Annotated in this window: 19 protein-coding genes; 11 read left to right on the forward strand and 8 right to left on the reverse strand. The window is 74.1% G+C overall.

Going from position 1 to position 22,354, the window contains the following annotated elements:
* Positions 1-79 precede the first annotated feature (79 nt).
* Positions 80-562, reverse strand: a complete 483-nt coding sequence (locus tag ACF0H8_RS09540) for an OsmC family protein (RefSeq protein WP_395288705.1) — start codon at positions 560-562, stop codon at positions 80-82.
* 63 nt (positions 563-625) lie between these two features.
* Between ACF0H8_RS09540 and uvrC the strand changes: the two genes are divergently transcribed.
* From uvrC to ACF0H8_RS09585, 9 genes are all read left to right on the forward strand, one after another.
* Positions 626-2,872 carry an excinuclease ABC subunit UvrC gene (uvrC, locus tag ACF0H8_RS09545; RefSeq protein WP_395288706.1) on the forward strand — a complete coding sequence of 749 codons (2,247 nt, stop codon included), beginning with the start codon at positions 626-628 and terminating at the stop codon, positions 2,870-2,872.
* Between the two features lie 5 nt (positions 2,873-2,877).
* Positions 2,878-3,825 (forward strand): RNase adapter RapZ, encoded by a 948-nt coding sequence (rapZ, locus tag ACF0H8_RS09550; protein ID WP_395288707.1) that lies wholly within the window; start codon positions 2,878-2,880, stop codon positions 3,823-3,825.
* 167 nt (positions 3,826-3,992) lie between these two features.
* On the forward strand, positions 3,993-5,027 hold the full coding sequence (yvcK, locus tag ACF0H8_RS09555) for a uridine diphosphate-N-acetylglucosamine-binding protein YvcK (protein WP_395290853.1): 1,035 nt from the start codon (positions 3,993-3,995) through the stop codon (positions 5,025-5,027).
* A 17-nt stretch (positions 5,028-5,044) separates the two neighbouring features.
* Positions 5,045-6,025, forward strand: coding sequence for a DNA-binding protein WhiA (whiA, locus tag ACF0H8_RS09560; protein WP_395288708.1), 981 nt, complete (start codon positions 5,045-5,047; stop codon positions 6,023-6,025).
* Positions 6,026-6,238: 213 nt separating this feature from the next.
* On the forward strand, positions 6,239-7,246 hold the full coding sequence (gene gap, locus ACF0H8_RS09565; protein WP_395288709.1) for a type I glyceraldehyde-3-phosphate dehydrogenase: 1,008 nt from the start codon (positions 6,239-6,241) through the stop codon (positions 7,244-7,246).
* Between the two features lie 113 nt (positions 7,247-7,359).
* Positions 7,360-8,550 (forward strand): phosphoglycerate kinase, encoded by a 1,191-nt coding sequence (locus tag ACF0H8_RS09570; RefSeq protein WP_395288710.1) that lies wholly within the window; start codon positions 7,360-7,362, stop codon positions 8,548-8,550.
* Position 8,551: 1 nt separating this feature from the next.
* Positions 8,552-9,349, forward strand: a complete 798-nt coding sequence (tpiA, locus tag ACF0H8_RS09575) for a triose-phosphate isomerase (protein WP_395288711.1) — start codon at positions 8,552-8,554, stop codon at positions 9,347-9,349.
* 247 nt (positions 9,350-9,596) lie between these two features.
* Positions 9,597-9,842 (forward strand): preprotein translocase subunit SecG, encoded by a 246-nt coding sequence (secG, locus tag ACF0H8_RS09580; protein WP_395288712.1) that lies wholly within the window; start codon positions 9,597-9,599, stop codon positions 9,840-9,842.
* Positions 9,843-9,853: 11 nt separating this feature from the next.
* Entirely contained in the window at positions 9,854-10,201 is a 348-nt protein-coding gene (locus ACF0H8_RS09585) for an RNA polymerase-binding protein RbpA (protein WP_395288713.1), read from the forward strand.
* Between the two features lie 96 nt (positions 10,202-10,297).
* Here the strand turns inward: ACF0H8_RS09585 and ACF0H8_RS09590 are convergent, their stop codons facing one another.
* The 5 genes from ACF0H8_RS09590 to tkt form a co-directional block, all read right to left on the reverse strand.
* A complete protein-coding gene (locus ACF0H8_RS09590; RefSeq protein WP_395288714.1) occupies positions 10,298-11,230 on the reverse strand; it encodes a glucose-6-phosphate dehydrogenase assembly protein OpcA in 933 nt (310 codons plus the stop codon).
* 64 nt (positions 11,231-11,294) lie between these two features.
* On the reverse strand, positions 11,295-12,839 hold the full coding sequence (zwf, locus tag ACF0H8_RS09595) for a glucose-6-phosphate dehydrogenase (protein WP_395288715.1): 1,545 nt from the start codon (positions 12,837-12,839) through the stop codon (positions 11,295-11,297).
* Entirely contained in the window at positions 12,836-14,461 is a 1,626-nt protein-coding gene (locus tag ACF0H8_RS09600) for a glucose-6-phosphate isomerase (RefSeq protein WP_395290854.1), read from the reverse strand. Before ACF0H8_RS09600 ends, zwf begins: the two co-directional genes overlap by 4 nt.
* Before the next feature lie 56 nt (positions 14,462-14,517).
* Entirely contained in the window at positions 14,518-15,654 is a 1,137-nt protein-coding gene (gene tal / locus ACF0H8_RS09605) for a transaldolase (RefSeq protein ID WP_395288716.1), read from the reverse strand.
* 46 nt (positions 15,655-15,700) lie between these two features.
* The gene (tkt, locus tag ACF0H8_RS09610) at positions 15,701-17,896 is read right to left on the reverse strand and encodes a transketolase (protein WP_395288717.1); all 2,196 of its coding nucleotides are present in this window, start codon (positions 17,894-17,896) and stop codon (positions 15,701-15,703) included.
* 513 nt (positions 17,897-18,409) lie between these two features.
* On the opposite strand from tkt, the gene ACF0H8_RS09615 reads away from it, so the two are divergent.
* Positions 18,410-19,267 (forward strand): heme o synthase, encoded by an 858-nt coding sequence (locus tag ACF0H8_RS09615; RefSeq protein WP_395290855.1) that lies wholly within the window; start codon positions 18,410-18,412, stop codon positions 19,265-19,267.
* 25 nt (positions 19,268-19,292) lie between these two features.
* Positions 19,293-20,240, forward strand: coding sequence for a site-specific tyrosine recombinase XerD (gene xerD, locus ACF0H8_RS09620; protein ID WP_395288718.1), 948 nt, complete (start codon positions 19,293-19,295; stop codon positions 20,238-20,240).
* A 12-nt stretch (positions 20,241-20,252) separates the two neighbouring features.
* Here the strand turns inward: xerD and ACF0H8_RS09625 are convergent, their stop codons facing one another.
* Together ACF0H8_RS09625 and ACF0H8_RS09630 are read right to left on the reverse strand one after the other, a co-directional pair.
* On the reverse strand, positions 20,253-21,242 hold the full coding sequence (locus ACF0H8_RS09625; RefSeq protein ID WP_395288719.1) for a tectonin domain-containing protein: 990 nt from the start codon (positions 21,240-21,242) through the stop codon (positions 20,253-20,255).
* Positions 21,243-21,244: 2 nt separating this feature from the next.
* The gene (locus ACF0H8_RS09630; RefSeq protein ID WP_395288720.1) at positions 21,245-21,937 is read right to left on the reverse strand and encodes a lysyl oxidase family protein; all 693 of its coding nucleotides are present in this window, start codon (positions 21,935-21,937) and stop codon (positions 21,245-21,247) included.
* Positions 21,938-22,354: the final 417 nt, after the last annotated feature.

Consider the following 22,354-nt stretch of genomic DNA (forward strand, 5'->3'; position numbering starts at 1 on the left):
CGCCGATGGCCGCCACCCGCCGGGCGGCGGGCCCGCCGGCCGGCCGTGGTCGCCTGGTCGGCCGGGCGGGGCCGGCCCGTCAGTCCTGCGCGAGCGCCAGCACCGCGGGCTCGACCCGCACCGGGAAGCTGACCGAGCGGGCGATGTGGTTGTGCTCGCGCGCCTCGTGGTGCAGCCGCGCGGCCAGCTCGTCGCTGACGCTCGGGTCGGCGTAGGTCACGCGGGGCCGCAGCACCACCTCGACGAAGGGCCCCGACCCCGCGCCCTCGACCCGCTGGGTGCCGGTGGCCTTGTCCGCGTACCCCAGCACCACGACGTCGTGCTTGGCGGCGGTGCGCAGGAACCACAGCATCTGCGCCTGGGAGATGGAGCCCACGAACAGCTCCTCCGCCCGGTACCGGCTCACGTCCGAGCGGACCTTCAGGTCCGACGTCGCGAGGAGCGTCGGCTTGCCCTCCACGCGCACCTCGTGGTCCCGCGAGTAGCTCGTGTAGCTGGCGGTGCCGCGCTCGTCGGCGCCCGTCCAGTCCACGGTGACGCTGTACGTCTGGAGTCCGCCCATGGCCCCACGCTAGCCGTGGCCCGGGCCTGCGGGGAGGGGTTCACGCTGACGTAGGCTCGAAGCATGGCCGACCCGTCCACGTACCGACCGCGGCCGGGGGAGGTGCCCGACTCCCCGGGCGTCTACCGCTTCCGCGACCCGCACGGTCGCGTCATCTACGTCGGCAAGGCGAAGAGCCTGCGCAACCGCCTCGCCAGCTACTTCCAGGACCTCTCCGCGCTGCACCCGCGCACCCAGCAGATGGTCACCACGGCCGCGTCCGTGGAGTGGACCGTCGTGGGCACCGAGGTGGAGTCCCTCGCGCTGGAGTACGCGTGGATCAAGGAGTTCGACCCGCGGTTCAACGTCAAGTACCGCGACGACAAGTCCTACCCCTACCTCGCCGTCACGATGGGCGAGGAGGTGCCCCGCGTGCAGGTGTTGCGCGGGGCCAAGCGCAAGGGCACCCGGTACTTCGGCCCGTACACCCACGCCTGGGCCATCCGCGAGACGGTCGACCTGCTGCTGCGGGTCTTCCCGGTGCGGACCTGCTCGGCCGGCGTCTACCGCCGCGCGCAGGCGTCCGGGCGCCCGTGCCTGCTCGGCTACATCGACAAGTGCGCCGCGCCCTGCGTGGGCCGCATCTCTCCCGAGGACCACCGGGCGCTGGCCGAGGAGTTCTGCCGGTTCATGGAGGGCGAGACCGGGCCGCACCTGCGGCGCCTGGAGAAGGAGATGCGCGAGGCGTCCGCGGCGCTGGACTACGAGCGCGCAGCCCGGCTGCGCGACGACATCGCCGCCCTGCGGCGCGTGGTCGAGAAGAACGCCGTGGTGCTGCCCGACGGCACGGACGCCGACGTCTTCGCCCTCGCGGCCGACGAGCTCGAGGCCAGCGTGCAGGTCTTCCACGTCCGCGGAGGCCGGATCCGGGGGCAGCGGGGCTGGGTCGGCGAGCGGGTGGAGGAGCTGGACGACGCCGGCCTGGTCGAGCACCTGCTCCAGCAGGTCTACGGCGACGCCGAGCGCGACCCGGTCGCGCCCCGGAACACCGGGTCGGTGGGCAAGGCCCGCGCCCGTCGCGCCGACGGGCAAGCCACGAGCGTCGACGACCGGGCGCACACCCCGACCACCGCGGTGCCCCGCGAGATCCTGGTGCCGGTGCTGCCCTCGGACGCCGAGGAGCTCACCGACTGGCTGTGCGGCCTCCGCGGCGCCCGCGTGACCATCCGCGTGCCCCAGCGCGGCGACAAGCGGGCCCTGATGGAGACGGTGCACGCCAACGCCGAGCAGGCGCTGAAGCTGCACAAGGCCCGCCGCGCCGGCGACCTCACCACCCGGTCCAAGGCCCTCACCGAGCTGCAGGACGCCCTCGGGCTGACCGACCCGCCGCTGCGCATCGAGTGCTACGACATCTCGCACACGCAGGGCACCCACCAGGTCGGCTCCATGGTGGTGTTCGAGGACGGCGTGCCCAAGAAGTCGGAGTACCGGCACTTCGTGGTGCGCGGGGAGGACGGCGCGGGCGCCCGGGACGACACCGCCGCCATGGACGAGGTGCTCCGGCGCCGGTTCCGGCGGTACGTCGCCGAGCGCGAGGCCCTGGAGGCGGGGCCGGACGCCGTCGCGCCCGCCGACCCCGTAGCCGCGGCCCTGGAGGGTGAGGACCCCGACCACGCGGGCCCCGACCTCGACGCCCTGGACGACGACGGCGTCCCGCTGCGCTCGGGCCCGGTCGACCCGGCGACCGGCCGCGCCCGGAGGTTCGCCTACCCGCCGAACCTCGTCGTCGTCGACGGCGGCCCGCCGCAGGTGGCCGCCGCGCAACGGGTGCTCGACGACCTCGGCATCGACGACGTCGCCCTGGTCGGCCTCGCCAAGCGGCTGGAGGAGGTGTGGCTGCCGGGGGACGACTTCCCGGTCGTGCTGCCCCGCACCAGCCCCGCGCTGTACCTCCTGCAGCACCTGCGCGACGAGTCGCACCGGTTCGCCATCACCCACCACCGCTCCCGGCGGGCCAAGGCCATGACGCGGTCCGTGCTGGACGGCGTGCCCGGCCTCGGCCCCACGCGGCAGGCCGCACTGCTGAAGGCCTTCGGCTCGGTGAAGAACATCCGCGCCGCCTCGGTGGAGGAGATCGCGGCGGTCAAGGGCATCGGCCCCCGGACGGCGCGGGCCGTCCTCGACGCGCTCGGCGGCGCCGGGGACGGTGCGGGTGATCCCGCGCGGGAACCCACCGCCCCGGGGCGGGCGACGGACGCCGCCGGGCCCGGCGCCGGGGCCGCCACGGCGGCGGACGCCCGGACCGCGCAGGCCTCCCACCTGGCATCCTGATCGTTATGGACACCGAGGGCGCGGACCGCAGGCCACCCACCGTCCCGGAGGGCATCCCCCTCCTGGACGACCAGGCGCGCCTGCCCGAGGCCAACCCGCCCGAGCTGCTGATCATCACCGGCATGTCGGGCGCGGGCCGCTCCCGGACCGCCGCGGCGCTGGAGGACCTCGACTGGTACGTCGTGGACAACCTGCCGCCGCGGATGCTGGCGGCGCTCGCCCGGATGATGACGCCGACGGGCGGGGGCGTGCACCGCCTCGCCGCCGTGGTCGACGTGCGCAGCGGCGAGTTCTTCGCCGAGCTCGTCGCCGTCCTCGACGAGCTGCGCCTGCAGGGCACCGACTACCGCATCGTCTTCCTCGACGCCGACGACGACGTGCTGGTGCGCCGCTACGAGTCCGTGCGCCGCCCGCACCCGCTGCAGGGTGACGGCCGCCTCCTGGACGGCATCACCGCCGAGCGCCGGCTCCTCGCGCACCTGCGCCGGCGTGCGGACGTCGTCATCGACACTTCCGACCTCTCCGTCCACGACCTGGCGCGCAAGGTCCGCGAGCTGGTCGCGGGGGAGTCGGACCGGCCGCTGCGGCTGACTGTGGTCTCCTTCGGCTTCAAGTACGGCCTGCCCCTGGACGCCGACCACGTCGTGGACGTGCGCTTCCTCACCAACCCGTACTGGGTCTCGGAGCTGCGGCACCTGACCGGGCAGGACGAGCCCGTGCGTGACTACGTGCTCGGCCAGGACGGCGCCGAGCAGTTCGCCGAGCGCTACGTCGACGCGATCGCCCCGGTGCTGGACGGCTACATCAACGAGCTCAAGCCCTTCGTGACGATCGCCGTGGGCTGCACCGGCGGCAAGCACCGGTCCGTCGCCATGGCGGAGGCGATCGCCACGCGGCTGCGCGAGCGGGGCCAGTCCGTCCGCACGCTCCACCGGGACCTGGGCCGCGAATGACGGCGCCGCGCACCGGCGACGACGCGGCCCGGGACGACGTCCCCGGGCCCGGCCCCGGCGTACCCGCGGGCGACCCCCGCGCGGGGGACGGTCCCGCCGGGGCCCGGGCGGCCGCGCCGGTGCCCGACCCCCGCGAGGTCCCGCGGCTGGCGGCGGCGGACGCCGCGCTGGCCGCGCTCGTCGGGCGGCTGCCCGGGGCGCGCGGCGCGGGCGGCTCCCTGCAGCCCGGCGCCCGCGGCCCCGCCGTCGTCGCCCTCGGCGGGGGGCACGGGCTCGCGGCGACGCTGGGCGCGCTGCGGCACATCTCGCAGAACCTCACCGCCGTCGTGACCGTCGCCGACGACGGCGGCTCCTCCGGCCGCCTGCGGGAGGAGCTCGGCGTGCTGCCCCCGGGCGACCTGCGCATGGCCCTGTCAGCGCTGTGCGACGACGGCGAGTGGGGACTGACCTGGCGCGACGTGCTCCAGCACCGGTTCACCTCCGACGGGCCGCTGAACAACCACGCCGTCGGCAACCTGCTCATCGTGGCCCTGTGGGAGCTGCTGGGGGACGAGGTCACCGGGCTGGACTGGGTCGGCCGCCTGCTCGGCGTCCACGGCCGCGTGCTGCCCATGGCCGCCGTCCCGCTGGAGATCGAGGCCCGGGTGCGGGTGCGGGGCCGCAGCACCACCGTGCGCGGCCAGTCCAAGGTGGCCGTGAGCCCCGGCCCGGTGGAGCAGGTGCGCCTGGTCCCGCAGGACCCGCCGGCCTGCCCCGAGGCGGTGGCCGCGGTGCGCGCCGCCGACTGGATCGTGCTCGGGCCGGGATCCTGGTACACGTCGGTGATCCCGCACCTGATGGTCCCCGAGCTCGCGGACGCGGTCCAGTCCACCCCGGCCCGGCGGGCGCTCACCCTCAACCTCTCGCCCCAGGTGGGGGAGACCGACGGGATGACGGCGGCCGACCACGTGCGCAGCCTGCACGAGCACGCGCCCGGGCTGCGGCTGGACGTGGTCGTGGCCGACCCGGCCGCGGTGGAGGACCTCGACGACCTGACCGCCGCGGCGGCCGGGTGCGGCGCCAGCGTGCTGCTGCGCCAGGTGGGCATCGGCGACGGCTCCGCCCGGCACGACACGCTGCGGCTGGCGGCGGCCTACCGGGACGCCTTCGAGGGCGTGCTGGGGGACGTGGACGCAGGCGAGGAGGGAACCACCCGCCGATGAGTGCGAAGATGGCCGGCATGTCTTTGACCTCTGCCGTGAAGGATGAGCTCGCCCGCCTGCGGGTGGAGAAGGTCACCGCCCGCAAGGCGGAGGTGGCCGCGACGCTGCGGTTCGCCGGCGGCCTCCACATCATCTCCGGGCGCATCGTCGTCGAGGCAGAGCTCGACACCGGCATCGCCGCCCGGCGCCTGCGCCAGACGATGCAGGAGGTCTACGGCCACTCCAGCGACATCGTGGTGGTCTCCGGCGGCGGGCTGCGGCGCGGGAACCGGTACGTCGTCCGCGTGGTCAAGGACGGCGAGTCCCTGGCCCGGCAGACCGGGCTGCTGGACAACCGCGGCCGGCCGGTGCGCGGGCTGCCGCCCCAGGTGGTCTCAGCCGGCGTCGCCGAGGCGACCGCCGCCTGGCGCGGCGCGTTCCTCGCGCACGGCTCGCTCACCGAGCCGGGACGGTCCAGCTCGCTGGAGGTCACCTGCCCGGGCCCGGAGGCCGCGCTCGCCCTCGTCGGGGCCGCGCGGCGGATGAACATCGTCGCCAAGGCGCGGGAGGTGCGCGGCATCGACCGCGTCGTCATCCGCGACGGCGACGCGATCTCCGCGATGCTCACGCGCATGGGCGCCCACGACGCCGTGCTGGTGTGGGAGGAGCGGCGCATGCGCCGTGAGGTGCGCGGCACCGCCAACCGGCTGGCCAACTTCGACGACGCCAACCTGCGCCGCTCGGCCCGCGCGGCCGTCGCGGCGGGCGCCCGGGTGGAGCGCGCCTTCGAGATCCTCGGCGACGACGTCCCGGACCACCTGCTGCAGGCCGGGCGCCTGCGGCTGGAGCACAAGCAGGCCAGCCTCGAGGAGCTCGGGCAGCTGTCCACGCCGCCGCTGACGAAGGACGCCGTGGCCGGGCGGATCCGGCGCCTGCTCGCCATGGCGGACAAGCGCGCCCACGAGCAGGGCATCCCCGACACCGAGGCGATCCTGACCCCGGACATGCTCGACCTGTGAGCCCCGCCGGACCCGTTGTGAGGGGCCTCACAACGGCCCGGCGGACCATGGTCCCCGGGGTGGTTCGTCCGGACGATGGCTAGACTTCAAGGGCTGGCGACGACCCGGTCGGCAGGCACGTGAGCCCGCGGACCACCGGCGCCAGGAGCACCCTCGGGTGCTGACGGAATCCGGACAATGCGTGCGCCGAGCGGCGCACTCCAGGAGGACATAGTGACCATCCGCGTCGGCATCAACGGCTTCGGCCGCATCGGCCGCAACTTCACCCGCGCCGTGCTGGCCTCGGGCGCTGACATCGAGATCGTGGGCGTCAACGACCTGACCGACAACAAGACCCTGGCGCACCTGCTGAAGTACGACTCGATCCTCGGCCGCCTGGACCGGGAGGTCAGCTTCTCCGAGGACAGCATCACCGTCGGGGACATGACGTTCAAGGCCCTGGCCGAGAAGGACCCGGCCAACCTGCCCTGGGGCGAGCTGGGCGCCGACATCGTGATCGAGTCCACCGGCCGGTTCACCGACGCCACCAAGGCCAAGGCGCACATCGACGCCGGCGCCAAGAAGGTCATCATCTCCGCGCCCGGCTCGAACGAGGACGCCACGTTCGTGATCGGTGTGAACCACACCGACTACGACCCGGCGAACCACCACATCGTCTCGAACGCCTCCTGCACCACGAACTGCCTGGCCCCGCTGGCCAAGGTGCTGGACGACGAGTTCGGCATCGTCCGCGGCCTGATGACCACGGTCCACGCCTACACGGCCGACCAGAACCTGCAGGACGGCCCGCACAAGGACCTGCGTCGCGCCCGCGGCGCGACCCAGAGCATCATCCCGACGTCCACGGGCGCCGCCAAGGCCGTGTCCCTGGTCCTGCCCCAGCTCAAGGGCAAGCTCGACGGGTACGCCCTGCGCGTGCCGACGCCGACGGGCTCCGCCACCGACCTGACCTTCACCGCCGAGAAGCCGGTCACGGTCGAGGCGGTCAACTCCGCCCTGAAGAAGGCCTCGGAGCTCCCGGAGTGGGAGGGCATCCTCGCCTACACCGAGGACCCGATCGTCTCCGCCGACATCGTCACGGACCCGCACACGTCGATCTTCGACGCCGGGCTGACCAAGGTCATCGGGGACCAGGTGAAGGTCGTCTCCTGGTACGACAACGAGTGGGGCTACTCCAACAGCCTCGTCAAGCTCGCCACCTACATGGGTGAGCGCCTCTGAGCCTCGGCACAGCCAACGGACGTCCGCGTGCGCAGCATCCCGCTCGCGCACGCGGACGTCCGCGCGTCAGGGCCGGACGGCCCCGCGCCTACGACGACGTAAGGAGAGTTTGCGTGAAGACCATCGAGGACCTCGGCGACCTGCGCGGCAAGAGCGTGCTGGTCCGCTCCGACTTCAACGTCCCGCTCGACGGGGCCACTATCACCGACGACGGCCGCATCCGCGCCGCGCTGCCCACCATCCAGGCGCTGACCGGCGCGGGGGCGAAGGTCGTCCTGACCGCGCACCTCGGCCGCCCGAAGGGCGCCCCGGACCCCAGGTACTCCCTCGCGCCCGTGGCGGACCGCCTCGGCGAGCTCCTCGGCGCCGACGTCAGGCTCGCGAAGGACACGGTCGGCGAGGACGCCAGGGCCGTCGTCGAGGGCCTCGCCGACGGCGAGGTGGCGCTGCTGGAGAACATCCGCTTCGACGCCCGCGAGACCTCCAAGGACGACGCCGAGCGCGGGGCGCTGGCGGACGAGCTCGCGGCGCTGGCCGACGCGTACGTCTCCGACGGCTTCGGCGTGGTGCACCGCAAGCAGGCCTCGGTCTACGACGTGGCGCAGCGGCTCCCGCACGCCGCCGGCAAGCTGGTGTTCAAGGAGATCGACTCCCTCTCCCGGGCCACCGAGAACCCCGAGCGGCCCTATGTCGTCGTGCTCGGCGGGTCCAAGGTCTCCGACAAGCTGGGCGTCATCGCCAACCTGCTCGGCAAGGCCGACCGCCTCCTCATCGGCGGCGGCATGGTGTTCACCTTCCTGGCGGCCAAGGGCCACCAGGTGGGCACCTCCCTGCTCGAGGAGGACCAGGTCGAGACGGTCAGGGGCTACCTCAGCCAGGCCGAGGAGAAGGGCGTCGAGATCGTCCTGCCGACCGACATCGTGGTCGCGCCAGAGTTCAAGGCCGACGCCCCGGCCACCACGGTCGCGGCCGACGCCATCCCGGCCGACCAGATGGGCCTCGACATCGGCCCGGAGTCCGGAAAGCTGTTCGCCTCCAGGATCGCGGACGCGAGGACCGTCGTGTGGAACGGCCCCATGGGCGTCTTCGAGTTCGACGCCTTCGCGGCCGGCACCAAGGCCGTGGCGCAGGCGATGAGCGAGGCGTCCGGGTTCACCATCGTCGGCGGCGGCGACTCCGCCGCGGCCGTGCGCACCCTCGGCTTCGACGAGGGGACGTTCTCGCACATCTCCACCGGCGGCGGCGCGTCGCTGGAGTTCCTCGAGGGCAAGTCCCTCCCGGGCATCGCCGTTCTGGAGGACTGACATGGCCGCCACCCGCACCCCGCTCATGGCGGGCAACTGGAAGATGAACCTCGACCACCACGAGGCCATCGCGCTGGTGCAGAAGCTCGCCTGGACGCTCAAGGACGCCCGGCACGACTACGCAGGCGTCGAGGTCGTCGTCCTGCCGCCGTTCACGGACATCCGCTCCGTGCAGACGCTGGTGGACGGCGACAAGCTCGACATCCGCTACGGCGCGCAGGACGTCTCCGCGCACGAGTCGGGCGCCTACACGGGCGAGGTCTCGGCGGCGATGCTCGCCAGGCTCGGCACGAGCTACGTCGTCGTCGGGCACTCCGAGCGCCGGCAGTACCACGCCGAGGACGACGCCCTCGTGGGCGCCAAGACCAGGGCCGCGCTCGGCAGGGGCATCACCCCGATCGTCTGCGTCGGCGAGGGCCTCGACGTCCGGAAGGCGGGCGAGCACGTGGCGCACACGCTGGCCCAGGTGGAGGGCGCGTACGCGGGCATCGACGCGGAGCGGGCCGCGAGGACGGTCATCGCGTACGAGCCGGTGTGGGCCATCGGCACCGGCGAGGTCGCCACCCCGGAGGACGCGCAGGAGGTCTGCGGCGCGATCCGGGGCAAGCTCGCCGAGCTGTACTCCGACGACGTCGCCGGTGCGGTGCGCGTGCTCTACGGCGGCTCGGTGAAGTCCTCCAACGTCGCCTCGATCATGGCGAAGGACGACGTCGACGGCGCCCTGGTGGGCGGCGCGAGCCTCAAGGCCGAGGAGTTCGCCGCCATCGTGCGCTACCAGGACCACCAGGTCGGCGTCTGACCTACCCGCGGCGCGGCGGCCGGCCGCGCCGCGGGCCCCGCCCGTGAGACGTGGCGGCGTGAGACGTCACTTGCGGCGCGAGCGGTCAGCTGTGGCGTTGGTTGGTCTCGGGCCCTGGCGTCCGCCGCGTCGGCGCCGCATCCCGAGCGGCGGCTACCTAGCCTTACCCGACCAGGCGATCGCTTATCCTGGTCGCGGCGCCCGGTGCGCCGAAGCGACTGCAACGACGAACGAACGGACACGGCGCGTGGACGTACTGCGGATCATCCTCCAGGGGCTGCTGGTGCTCACCAGCATCTTCCTGATCCTGACCATCCTCATGCACAAGGGGAAGGGCGGCGGTGTGTCCGACATGTTCGGTGGCGGCTTCTCGAGCAGCGTCGGCTCGTCCGGGGTCGCCGAGCGCAACCTGAACCGGATCACCATCGCGATCTCGCTGATCTGGGTCACCTGCATCGTGCTCATCGGGCTGATCCAGAAGTTCGAGCTGTAGAGGAGACTGACGTGGCTGGTGGTAGCGCGATCCGTGGCTCCCGCGTCGGTGCGGGGCCCATGGGCGAGACCGAGCGGGGCGAGATCGCCCCGCGGGTGTGGGTGTCCTACTGGTGCGCGAACGGGCACGAGGTGCGACCGAGCTTCGCGAAGGAGCCGGACATCGTGATCCCCGAGACCTGGGACTGCCCGCGGTGCGGCTTCCCCGCCGGCCAGGACCGGGAGAACCCCCCGGTGCCGCCGAAGAACGAGCCTTACAAGACCCATCTCGCGTACGTGAAGGAGCGCCGGTCGGACGAGGACGGCGCCGCGCTCCTGGACGAGGCGCTGGCCGCGCTGCGCGAGCGCCGCGGGGGCTGAGACCGGCCGCAGAGCCGGCGCTCACGGGCGCGGCTGAGACAGGACGGACGAGGGGCCGGCTTCCTTGCGGAAGCCGGCCCCTCGGCGTCGTGCCGGTCAGACCAGCTCGAGGATGAGCAGGCCCTCGGTGAGGACCTCGCCGTAGACCTCGTCCGGGTCGAGGCGCCGGAGCTCCTCGATGAGGCTGTTCTGGAGGGAGCGCTGGGGCAGGTTGATCCGCTGGTCCACGCGCCCGGGGCGGGTGAGCGAGGCGACGGTGGAGCCCTGCGCGCGGGTCAGGCTGATCGGCCCGGAGGGGCGCTCCAGCACCACCCCGCTGATCGCGTCGTGCCCGTCCGCGACCATCGTGACGGGCACCTCCAGGCGCGCCGCCAGCCACCCGGCGAGCAGCGCGATGGACGGGTGCGACTCCGACCCGGAGACGGTCGCGGAGGTGATCGGCTCGAACGGCGGCTCGTCGAGGGTCGCGGCGAGCACGCTGCGCCAGATCGTCAGGCCCGCCCACGCCAGGTCGCTGTCGCCGGGGGCGTAGTTCGCGGACAGCTTCGCCAGCACGGCGCCGGGGTCGGCGCAGTGCATGGAGTTGGTGATCCGCCGCTGGGCCATGAGCCCGATCGGGTCCTGCGACGGCGCGGCCGGCGGGGAGTCCACCCACCACGCCACGATGGGCGCGTCGGGCAGCAGCAGCGGCATGACCAGCGTGTCGGGCCGGCCGCCGGCCCCGCCCCGCGGGCGCAGGACGACCACCTCGGAGGCGCCGGCGTCACCGCCGACGCGGATCTCGGCGTCGAGCCCGGCGGAGGCCGCCGGGTCCGCGGGCCCGTCGGGCAGCACCACGATCACGCGGGCGGGGTGCTCGTGGGAGGCGGCGTTGGAGACCCGGATGGCCTCCTCCGCCGCCTCCTCCGTGTCCGCGAGGATGACCAGCGTGAGCACGCGCCCCAGCGCCACCACGCCGCCCTCCTCCCGCAGGGAGACCATGCGGTTTCCGACGGCCGACGAGGTGGTGTCGTGCAGGGTGACGATCATCGTCGCTGGTCCTTCCAGGTGTGGTGCGCCGGGGCGGCGGCCGCCGCCCCGGGGTGCCGGGCCGTCACGGCCGGCGCCAGCTGCGCCCGTCGCGGGCGAGCATGGCGTGCGCCCCGGCGGGGCCCCAGGAGCCGGGGGCGTAGGGCTCGGGCTGGCCGAGCTCCTCCCAGGCGGCGATGATCGGGTCGAGGATCTGCCACGACAGCTCCACCTCGCGCTGCCGCGGGAAGAGCGGCGGCTCGCCGAGCAGCACGTCGAGGATGAGCCGCTCGTACGCCTCGGGCGAGTTCTCGGTGAACGCGTGGCCGTAGCCGAAGTCCATCGTGACGTCCCGGACCTCCATCGCGGTGCCCGGCACCTTCGAGCCGAACCTGATCGTCACGCCCTCGTCCGGCTGGACGCGGATGACCAGGGCGTTCTCGCCCAGCTCCTGCGTGGCCGTGGCGTCGAACGGCAGGTGCGGGGCCCGCTTGAAGACCACGGCGATCTCCGTGACGCGGCGGCCCAGCCGCTTGCCGGCGCGCAGGTAGAACGGCACGCCCGCCCAGCGGCGGGTGTCCACGTCCAGCCGCATCGCGGCGTAGGTCTCGGTGATCGAGTCCGCCGGGATGCCCTGCTCGTCCAGGTACCCCTTGACCTGGGCGCCGCCCTGCCACCCGGCGGCGTACTGGCCGCGCGCGGTGTGCGCGGCGAGGTCGGCGGGCAGCCTGACGGCGGAGAGGACCTTCTCCTTCTCGGTGCGCAGCGCCTCGGGGGAGAAGGACACCGGCTCCTCCATCGCGGTGAGCGCGAGGAGCTGCAGCAGGTGGTTCTGGATGACGTCGCGGGCCGCGCCGATGCCGTCGTAGTACCCGGCGCGGGTCCCGATGCCGATGTCCTCGGCCATGGTGATCTGCACGTGGTCGACGTAGTGGGCGTTCCACACCGGCTCGAACATCTGGTTCGCGAAGCGCAGCGCCAGGATGTTCTGCACCGTCTCCTTGCCCAGGTAGTGGTCGATGCGGAAGACCGAGTCCGGCGGGAAGACCTCCGAGACGACCTTGTCGAGCTCCTGGGCGGAGGTCAGGTCGTGGCCGAAGGGCTTCTCGATGACCACCCGGCGCCAGCCGTCGGCGTCCGGGCCGGACAGGCCCGAGCGGGCCAGCTGGCGCAGCACGACGGGGAAGGCGTCCGGGGGCACCGACAGGTAGAACGCGTGGTTGCCGCCGGTGCCGCGCTCGGCGTCCAGGGCGCCGACGGTGGCGGCGAGGCGGTCGAACGCCTCGTCGTCGCCGAACTCGCCCTGGACGAACCGGAAGCCGGAGGCGAGCTGCTGCCAGGTGCGCTCGTCGAACGGCGTGCGCGCGTGCTCGCGGACGGCGTCGTGCACGACCTGGGCGAAGTCCTCGGTGCTCCAGTGCCGCCGCCCGAAGCCGGTGAGGGCGAACGAGGGCGGCAGCAGGCCGCGGTTGGCGAGGTCGTAGATGGCCGGCATGAGCTTGCGCTTGGCGAGGTCGCCGGTGATCCCGAAGATCACCAGCCCGGCGGGGCCGGCGATGCGGGGGAGGCGGCGGTCGCGCGGGTCGCGCAGCGGGTTCCGGGTGCCCGCGACCGTGACGGGGGCGGTCATGAGGCCCGCACCGAGAGCACGCCCGCGAGCCACGCCAGGGCGTCCGGCGAGGTCACGTGAAGGCGCAGGACCGGCCGGCCGTGCTCGGCGAGCACGCCCGCGTCGCCGGCGGCCTGCGCGGAGACGAGGGTGGCGAAGTCGAAGTCCCGGCCCGGGATCTGGACTTGGTGCCTCGCGGCGCCGGTGATCTGCAGGAAGACCCCGACGGCGGGGCCGCCCTTGTGGTACTGGCCGGTGGAGTGCAGGAACCGCGGGCCCCACCCGAAGGTGACCGGCCGGCCGGTGCGCTCGGCCAGCGCCGCCCGGACGGGGGCGAGGGCGTCGGCGGCCCGGCCCTCGCGGTCCAGGTACGCCATGACGGCGAGGTAGCCGTCCTCGCCCAGGCGGCCGAGGAGGTTGGCCACGGCCTCGTCCACCGTGGTGGCGCCGGCGAGCAGGTCGGCGGGGCCGCGCACCTCCACGCCGGAGTCCTCGAACGCCGGCGGCTCCGGGGCGGGCGTGGCCTCGAGCAGCCCGCGGGCGGCGGCCTTCGCGGACTCGACGTTGGGCTGGTCGAAGGGGTTGATGCCCAGCAGCCGGCCGGCGACGGCGACCGCGGCCTCCCACAGCAGCATCGTGCCACCGAGGGTGCCGGCGACCGTGACCTCCGTGCGGGCGGCCGCCTCCTCGTCCGCGCCGGCGTCCTCGGTCTCGTCCGTCAGCGGGGTGAGCACCACGGGCAGCACGTCGGCCGCCGGGGCCGCGAGCTCGGGGGCGTGGGGCCCGGCGACGACGGGCAGCAGCCCGGTGCCGTCCTTGCCGGTGGACTCCGCGATGAGCTGCTCGGCCCAGTCCCCGAAGTGGAACAGGCCCGAGCCGGCGTCGCGGATGACGAGCTTGTCGCGCAGCGGGGACGTGCCGCCGATCGCGGCGCCCAGCACCAGGGCGGGGTTGGCGTCGGAGTCCTCGGCGAAGAACGGGGCGACGGCGGCGGCCTCGTCGAGCAGCTGCTCGACGTCCACGCCCGCCAGGGCCGCGGGCACGAGCCCGAACGCCGTCAGGGCGGAGAACCGCCCGCCGACGCTCGGGTCCGCCTCGAACACGGCGCGGTAGCCGGCCTCCTGGGCCGTCTTCTGCAGCGGCGAGCCGGGGTCGGTGACGACGACGATGTGCCGGGCGGGGTCCAGGCCCGCCGCGGTGAAGGCGGCCTCGAAGGTGCGGCGCTGGGAGTCCGTCTCGACGGTGCCGCCGGACTTGGACGACACGACGAGCACCGTGGCCCGCAGGTCCCCGTCCAGAGCGCGCTGGACCTGGTCGGGGAAGGTGGAGTCGAGCACCACGAGCTGGGCGCCGGCCGAGCCGGCGAGGACCTCGGGGGCCAGCGAGGAGCCGCCCATGCCGGCGAGGACCACCCGGTCGATGCCCTCGCCGGCCAGCTCGGCGCGCAGCGCCGCGAGCGGCCCGAGCAGCGCGCGGGACGTCTCGTGCAGCTGCGTCCAGCCGAGCCGGATGGACGCCTCGGCCTCGGCGGCCTCGCCCCACAGGGCGGCGTCCCTGGCGAACAAGCGGCTGGCCACCTTGTCCTGGACGAGCGCGGGCACGTGCTCGCGCACCGCGCGGGCGGCGTCGCCGGTGGCGGTCACCTCGATGAGCGCGCCCTCCTCCGGGCCCGCCCACGCGATGGTGGCGGCGGGGGCGCTCACTTGGCCACCGCCTGCTTGCCGCGCGCGAGCGCGGCGGCGACCGTCTCGACCAGCTCGGCCCAGCTCTGCTCGAACTTCACGACGCCCTCGTCCTCCAGCAGGTCGGTGACCTCGGCGTAGGAGACGCCGAGACGCTCGAGCTGGTCGAGCAGGGCGCGGGCGTCCGCGTAGGTGCCGTGCACGGTGTCGCCGCGCAGGTTGGCGTGGTCCGCGGCCGCCTCGAGGGTCTTCTCCGGCATCGTGTTGACGACGCCGTCGACGACGAGCTCGTCGACGTACATCGTGTCGGGGTACGCCGGGTCCTTCACGCCGGTGGAGGCCCACAGCGGGCGCTGGGGGTGGGCGCCGGCCTCGGCCAGCGCGGCCCAGCGCGGCGTGGAGAAGATCTCCTCGTAGGCCTCGAAGGCGAGCCGGGCGTTGGCGATGCCGGCCTTGCCCTTGAGGGCCTTCGCCTCGTCGGTGCCGACGGCGTCGAGGCGCTTGTCGATCTCGGAGTCCACGCGGGAGACGAAGAAGGAGGCGACGGAGCGGATGGTGCCCAGGTCGATGCCGGCGCGCTGGGCCAGCTCGAGCCCGTCGAGGTAGGCGTTGGCGACCGCGTGGTACCGGTCCAGGGAGAAGATCAGCGTGACGTTGACGCTGATGCCCTCGCTGATGGCCTTGGTGATCGCCGGCAGCCCCTCCTGGGTGGCGGGGATCTTCACCATCGCGTTGGGGCGGTCCACGGTGGACCACAGCAGGCGGGCCTGCTCGATGGTCCGGTCGGTGTCGCGGGCCAGGCGGGGGTCGACCTCGATGGACACGCGGCCGTCCTGGCCGCCGGTGGCGCGGTAGACGTCCGCGAACAGGTCCGCGGCGTCGCGCACGTCGTCGGTGGTGACGGTCAGCACGGCGTCGTCGACGCTGGTGCCCGCCTCCGCCAGGGTGGCCATCTGGGCGTCGTAGTCGCTGCCCTTGGCCAGCGCGCCGGCGAAGATGGTGGGGTTGGTGGTCACGCCCACCACGTGCCGGGTCCGCATCAGCTCGGCGAGGCCGCCGCCGGTCAGGCGCCCGCGCGAGAGGTCGTCCAGCCAGATGGAGACCCCGTTCGCGCTCAGCTCGGCCAGGCGGTCGGCGTTGGTGTTCTCACTCATTGCTACAGCTCCAGACATGTGGGGGTGTGGTGGGCGTGACCGGGGATCACTTGGGCAGGTCGCCGGTCCCGGCCTGCGTGGGGGCGGCCTGGCCGGCCGGGGCGGCGTCGCCGCGGGCGGCGGCGATGGACGCCCTCGCGGCCTCGACGACGGCGTCGGCGGTGATGCCGAACTTCTCGTAGATGACCTTGTAGTCGGCGGAGGCGCCGTAGTGCTCGAGAGAGACCGCGCGGCCGGCGTCACCGATGAGGTGGTGCCAGCTCATGGCCAGGCCGGCCTCGACGCTGACGCGGGCGCGCACCGCCGCGGGCAGGACCTGCTCGCGGTAGTCGGCGTCCTGCTCCGCGAACCACTCCTGGCTCGGGACGGACACGACGCGCGCGCCGACGCCCTCCGCCTCGAGCTGCTCGCGGGCGGCCAGGGCCAGCTGCACCTCCGAGCCGGTGGCCAGCAGGATGACCTCGGGGGTGCCGGACCTCGCCTCGGCGAGCACGTAGGCGCCGCGCAGGGTGCCCTCCGCGCTGGCGAGGGTGTCGCCGGCGGCCTCGCCGTCGCCGCGGGCGGGGTTGGGGACGTCCTGCCGCGTCAGCACGATGCCTGCCGGGCGGTCGGTGCGCTCGAGGATGCCGCGCCAGGCGTACGCCGTCTCCGCCGCGTCGGCGGGCCGGACCACGTCCAGGCCGGGGATGGCGCGCAGCGCGGTGAGGTGCTCGACCGGCTGGTGCGTGGGGCCGTCCTCGCCCAGGCCGATGGAGTCGTGCGTCCAGACGAACGTCGACGGCGCGCCCATGAGGGCCGCCAGGCGCACGGCGGGGCGCATGTAGTCGGAGAAGGTGAGGAACGTGCCGCCGTAGGGGCGGGTCAGGCCGTGCAGCGCGATGCCGTTGAGGATGGCGCCCATGCCGTGCTCGCGGATGCCGAAGTGCATCGTGCGGCCGTAGGGGTGGCCCGGGAACATCTTGGTCGAGCGCTCCTCGGGGAGGAACGACGGCTCGCCCTTCATGGTGGTGTTGTTCGAGCCGGCCAGGTCGGCGGAGCCGCCCCACAGCTCGGGCAGCGTGCCGGCCAGGGCGGAGAGCACCTCGCCGGAGGCCTTGCGGGTGGAGACGGCCTTGTCGGCGTCGAAGGCGGGCAGCGCCTCGGTCCAGCCCTGCGGCAGCTCGCGGCCGCGCAGGCGCTCGAGGAGCGCGGCGCGCTCCGGGTTGGCCTCGCGCCAGGCGGCGAACGCGCCGTCCCAGGCCTCGTGGGCGGCGGCCGCGCGGGCGGCGGCGTTCTCGCGGGTGTGGGCGATGACCTCGTCGGCGACGTCGAAGGACTTCTCCGGGTCGAAGCCGAGGACCTCCTTGACGGCGGCGACCTCGTCGGCGCCGAGCGCGGAGCCGTGGATGGCGCCGGTGTTCTGCTTGTTGGGGGCGGGCCAGCCGATGATGGTGCGCAGCGAGATGATCGAGGGGCGCGAGGTCTCGGCCTTGGCGGCCTGGACGGCGGCGTGGAGGGCGCTCAAGTCCTCCACGTAGTCGGTGCCGCCGTTGGTGAAGTCCACCCGCTGGGTGTGCCAGCCGTAGGCCTCGTAGCGGGCGAGGACGTCCTCGGTGAACGCGATGTTCGTGTCGTCCTCGATGGAGATGTGGTTGTCGTCGTAGATGACGACGAGGTTGCCCAGCTGCTGGGTGCCGGCGAGCGAGGAGGCCTCGGAGCTGACGCCCTCCTGCAGGTCGCCGTCGGAGGCGATGACGAAGATGTGGTGGTCGAACGGGCTGGTGCCCTCGGCGGCGTCGGGGTCGAGCAGGCCGCGCTCCTTGCGGGCGGCGAAGGCCATGCCGACGGCGGAGGCGATGCCCTGGCCCAGCGGGCCGGTGGTGATCTCCACGCCCTTGGTGTGGCGGTACTCGGGGTGGCCCGGGGTCTTCGAGCCCCAGGTGCGCAGCGCCTGCAGGTCCTCCAGCTCCAGGCCGATGCCGGCGAGGTAGAGCTGGACGTACTGGGTGAGGGAGCTGTGGCCCGCCGAGAGGACGAACCGGTCGCGGCCCAGCCACTGGTCGTCGGCCGGGTCCAGGCGCATGACCTTCTGGTAGAGCAGGTACGCGGCGGGCGCCAGGGACATCGCGGTCCCCGGGTGACCGTTACCGACCTTCTGCACGGCGTCGGCGGCGAGCACGCGGGCGGTGTCGACCGCGCGCTGGTCGAGCTCGGACCACTCCAGGTCCGCTGCCGTGCTGGTGGTGGCGGGCGTTGCGTTCACAGATCCTCTTTCCGTCCTGGGCGCGGCGCCCAGGTCTGCTCTGACGGGGTGCCCAGGAGCGGCGATCGGCCGCCCTCCGCACCCCAGGATTTCTCGCGTCGACCTTACCGGCGGGGCGTACCGGGTGGCTTGTCGGCACCGCATGCTGGCGCCCGCCGTATGGCGACCCCGACAGGCCGCTCTCCCGACCTGGGCCCGGTGTCCACGTACGATGGAAGCACCAGGGGCGGGCCGGTATTCCGGTCCTCGCCCACGTGTGACGCGCGCCGCATGCGCGTCCCGACCAGACGAGGAGCACCGGTCCGCGTGCGCAGAGCCCATCCCGCAGCCCCCCGGCCCGCCGGCGAGGCGCCCGGCGCCGCGGCGGCGGACAGCCGGGCCGACCGCGACGCCGGGCCCGCGGGCTCCGGGCACGACGCCGCCGCGGCCGCCGGCCCGCTTCACCCCACGGCCGCGGCCGCCGGCCCGCTCCACCCCGCGGCCCCGAAGGGGCGCGCGAAGCTCTGGGCGTACGTGGCCCTGACCAAGCCGCGGATCATCGAGCTGCTGCTCATCACCACGGTCCCGACGATGATCGTGGCGGCCGGCAGCTGGCCGGGGTGGGGGCTGACCGTGCTGACGCTGGTGGGCGGCTCCTTCGCGGCGGGCTCCGCGAACGCGTTCAACATGTACCTGGACCGCGACATCGACCGGCTGATGAACCGCACCAGGCAGCGGCCGCTCGTCACCGGCGAGCTCACGGACCGGCAGGCTGTGGTCTTCGCCACGGTGCTCGGCGTGGTCTCGGTGCTGTGGTTCGGCCTGCTCGTCAACTGGGTGTCCGCCGGCCTGACCCTCGCGGCGATCCTGCTCTACGTCGTCTTCTACACGATGATCCTCAAGCGGCGGACGTCGCAGAACATCGTGTGGGGCGGGGCGGCCGGCTGCATGCCGGTGCTCATCGGCTGGTCCGCCGTCACCGGCTCGCTGGACTGGGCGGCGCTGGTGCTGTTCCTCATCATCTTCTTCTGGACGCCGCCGCACTACTGGCCGCTGTCGATGAAGTTCAAGAAGGACTACGCCAAGGCCGGCGTGCCCATGCTGCCGGTCGTCTCCTCCGACGTCGTCGTGGCCCGCAACATCCTCGGCTACGCGGTCGCGATGATCGCCTGCACGCTGCTGCTGGTGCCGGTGGCCGGGATGGGCTGGGCCTACGCCGCGGCCGCCGTCGTCTCCGGGGCGTGGTTCCTGTACACGTGCGTGCGCCTGTACCGCCGCGCCCTGCACCCCGAGCGCGGCAAGCTCGCGGCGATGAAGGTCTTCCACGGCTCCATCACCTACCTCACGGTCGTGTTCGTCGCCGTGGCGGTCGACCCCCTCCTGCCGTACTGAGGTCACCGATGACGGCGGGCGTGGCATGACGGCACCGGGGCGTGCCTCCGGCCTGGACGCCCAGCTGCGTGACTACCTCGCGCACCTCGCCATCGAGCGCGGCATGAGCGAGCACACGGTGGCCGCGTACCGGCGGGACCTCGAGCGCTACAGCGCGTACCTGGCCGGCCGCGGGATCGCCTCGCTCGCGGACGTGCGCGAGGCCGACGTGACCGGGTACGTGGAGACCATCCGGTCGGGCTCGGACGGGCGCACGGCGCTGGCGCCGTCGTCGGCGGGCCGGGCCGTGACGGCGGTGCACGGCTGGCACCGCTTCGCCCTGGACGAGGGCACGACGGCGGACGACCCGTCTGCGGCGGTCCGCCCGCCGGCCGCCGGGAAGCGGCTGCCGAAGGCGATCAGCGTCGAGGAGGTCGAGCGGCTCCTGGAGGCGGCGTCGCTGGGGGAGGGGCCGCTGCCGCTGCGGGACCGGGCGCTGCTGGAGGTGCTCTACGGCACCGGGGCGCGCATCAGCGAGGCGGTGGGCCTGGCGGTGGACGACCTGGACCTCGACGGCGAGGTGGCCGCGATCCGCCTGTTCGGCAAGGGCCGCAAGGAGCGGGTGGTGCCGGTGGGCCGGTACGCCGTCGAGGCGCTGGAGGCCTACCTGGTGCGCGGCCGCCCCGCCCTGGCGCGGGCGGGCCGCGGCAACCCGGCGGTCTTCCTCAACACCCGCGGCAACCCGCTGAGCCGGCAGAGCGCCTGGGCGGTGCTCCAGCAGGCGGCCGGCCGCGCCGGCCTGGACCAGCGCATCTCCCCGCACACGCTGCGCCACTCCTTCGCGACCCACCTGCTCGCCGGCGGCGCCGACGTCCGCGTGGTCCAGGAGCTGCTCGGGCACGCGTCCGTGACGACCACGCAGATCTACACCCAGGTGACGGTCCAGACGATGCGCGAGGTCTACGCCGCCGCCCACCCCCGGGCCCTGGCCTAGCCGGTCGCGGGTTCATGTGCCGCGCAGGAGCTTGTTCTGGTCGGTCACCACGTACGGGAAGCCGTCCGCGTCGACGCTGACCCGCAGACCGCCGCCGGGCGCCGACGCCCAGCCCTCGCCGTTCCACGTCGCGACGGCGTAGCCGCCGCTCACCGCGTCGGTCCCGATGATCCACACGGTGCCGTTGGCGCCCACGCCGACGTCTCGCGCCGTGCCCGGCTGACGGCTCCACTCCGAGCCGGTCCACCGCGCGATGTACCCGTCCGCGTCGACGATCCACGGCTCCGGCTGCAGCCTGACGTCGGGATCACCCCGCGAGTACACGTCGAGCGCGACGGCGCCGCCCGGTGCCTCCTCCCACATCGCCTCGGTCCACCGGTAGATGTGGTAGCCCCCCGGCGCCGGCTCAGTGCCGACGATCCAGACCGACCCGTCGGCACCGATGCCGATGTCATGGGCGGTCCCCGGCCGCTCGATCCAGCCCGCCCCGTCCCACTCGAGGATGCGGTTCTCCGCGTCGACGACCCAGGGGTGCCCGGTCGGCGCCACGTCGATGGCGACGGCGCCTCCCTCCACGGTCTCCCAGTCCGTGCCGTTCCAGTAGCTGATCTCGTAGCCGCCGGGCACGGAGCCCCCGCCCACCGCCCACAGCGACTGGTCCTCGCCCACGCCGCCGATGCCGACGTCCACCGTCGAACCCGGCAGCTCGCTCCACGCGATGTCGATGGACTCGGGCGGCTCGGACAGGGCCTGGTCGGCGGCCGGGGATGGCCCCGGCGCGGTCGTCTCCGCCGTCGCCGGCTCCTCGCTCGCGGGCTGGGACCCGCCCTCCTCCGCGGTGCAGGCCGTGAGGACCGGCCCGGTCAGCAGCGCCGCGCACAGACCCGCGAGCCCGCGGGCGAGGGCCCTGCCCGCCGGCAGCACGGCCTGCTCCTCGTCCCGCCCGTGGGCGTGAGCGACAGCCGCGCGCCCCGGCACCCGCGCCTCCTCGCGCGCGCCCACGCTCAACACCCCGTGCCCACGACGGTGACGCCGTTGGACGTCAGGTCCAGCAGCGCAGAGGCGGTGTTGTTGGCCGTGTCCTTCTCCGCCAGCAGGCCCAGCGGGTCGGCGGTGGCAGCCACGCAGTACCGGCCCGGCAGCGCCAGCCCGGTCAGGTCGATCCACTGTCCCCACACGTCGAACGGATAGGGGTCGCTCCAGCCGACCGAGATGCCCTCCCTCGCCGACCGGCTGTCGGGCAGGCCCTCGGCGCAGCTGCGGTACTCGCCGGCGCCGTCGGGCGTCCCCTCAAGGGCCGTGCCGTCCACGAGGCAGAACCCCTCCTTGTGCGCCACCCGCGGCTCGTCCTCACCGGGCGCCTCGAGGGTGTACCGGGCGGCGTCCTGCACGTGCCAGTGGGCGTGCCCGTCGGCCGAGGCGTACCGCATCACGGCGTCGGTCGGGACGGACACGTAGCCCCCACCGGGCTGCTCGATGCGCTGGACCACGGCCATCTCCGGCGTCGAGGTGGAGGTCCTGGTCCCGACCACTTCGAGCGGGCCGTCGCCGCGGTTGCCGATGCTCGCCGAGAACCGAACGACGCGGCGGCCTTCGACGATCTGGACGCGGAAGTCGCTCAGGGGCTCCACCAGGAGGTCGGGCAGGAGGCCGTCGGGCGTCGCCACGCGTGACGACGCGGTGTCCGGTTGTGCCACGGAGGGCACAGCGACGCCGAGGAGCGTCGCGGAAGCGGTGACGAGGCAAGCAACAAGTCGACGCACAATCGGGACCTCCTTCTTCCGGAGCCCAGCGGGGCTGCTCATGCTTCCGGCCGCGTTCGGGCCGTGTCAACGGAGGCGGCCGGACCGCGGGGGCGACCGGGCACGCGCGCCCCGGGGACTTGGGGGGCGGGGGGACAAGGGGCGTGCGGCGCGCGGGGGCGCGGGGGACGAGGGGCGCGGCGCGCGGGCGGTGTTCGGGGGCGCGCGCGGGCGGGACCGGCCGGCGCGGCGGGTACGGCGTGAACGCGGGGTGCGAGGACCACGGTGCCCAGGGCCCGGGGCGTGGCGCGTGCTGCCCTGGCCGGAGGCGGGTGGCACGCCACCCGCCCCGCGGCGGCGTCGTCCTCCCGC

The organism is Georgenia sp. AZ-5 (genome assembly GCF_043952095.1).
Lineage (GTDB): Bacteria > Actinomycetota > Actinomycetes > Actinomycetales > Actinomycetaceae > Georgenia.

Bases quoted from the DNA above. Each gene is read 5' to 3' on its own strand.
- ACF0H8_RS09540 (WP_395288705.1), bottom strand. From the start codon at position 562: ATGGGCGGACTCCAGACGTACAGCGTCACCGTGGACTGGACGGGCGCC.
- whiA (WP_395288708.1), top strand. From the start codon at position 5,045: ATGTCTTTGACCTCTGCCGTGAAGGATGAGCTCGCCCGCCTGCGGGTG.
- ACF0H8_RS09590 (WP_395288714.1), bottom strand. From the start codon at position 11,230: ATGATCGTCACCCTGCACGACACCACCTCGTCGGCCGTCGGAAACCGC.
- xerD (WP_395288718.1), top strand. From the start codon at position 19,293: ATGACGGCACCGGGGCGTGCCTCCGGCCTGGACGCCCAGCTGCGTGAC.
- zwf (WP_395288715.1), bottom strand. From the start codon at position 12,839: ATGACCGCCCCCGTCACGGTCGCGGGCACCCGGAACCCGCTGCGCGAC.
- tpiA (WP_395288711.1), top strand. From the start codon at position 8,552: ATGGCCGCCACCCGCACCCCGCTCATGGCGGGCAACTGGAAGATGAAC.
- uvrC (WP_395288706.1), top strand. From the start codon at position 626: ATGGCCGACCCGTCCACGTACCGACCGCGGCCGGGGGAGGTGCCCGAC.
- rapZ (WP_395288707.1), top strand. From the start codon at position 2,878: ATGGACACCGAGGGCGCGGACCGCAGGCCACCCACCGTCCCGGAGGGC.
- tal (WP_395288716.1), bottom strand. From the start codon at position 15,654: ATGAGTGAGAACACCAACGCCGACCGCCTGGCCGAGCTGAGCGCGAAC.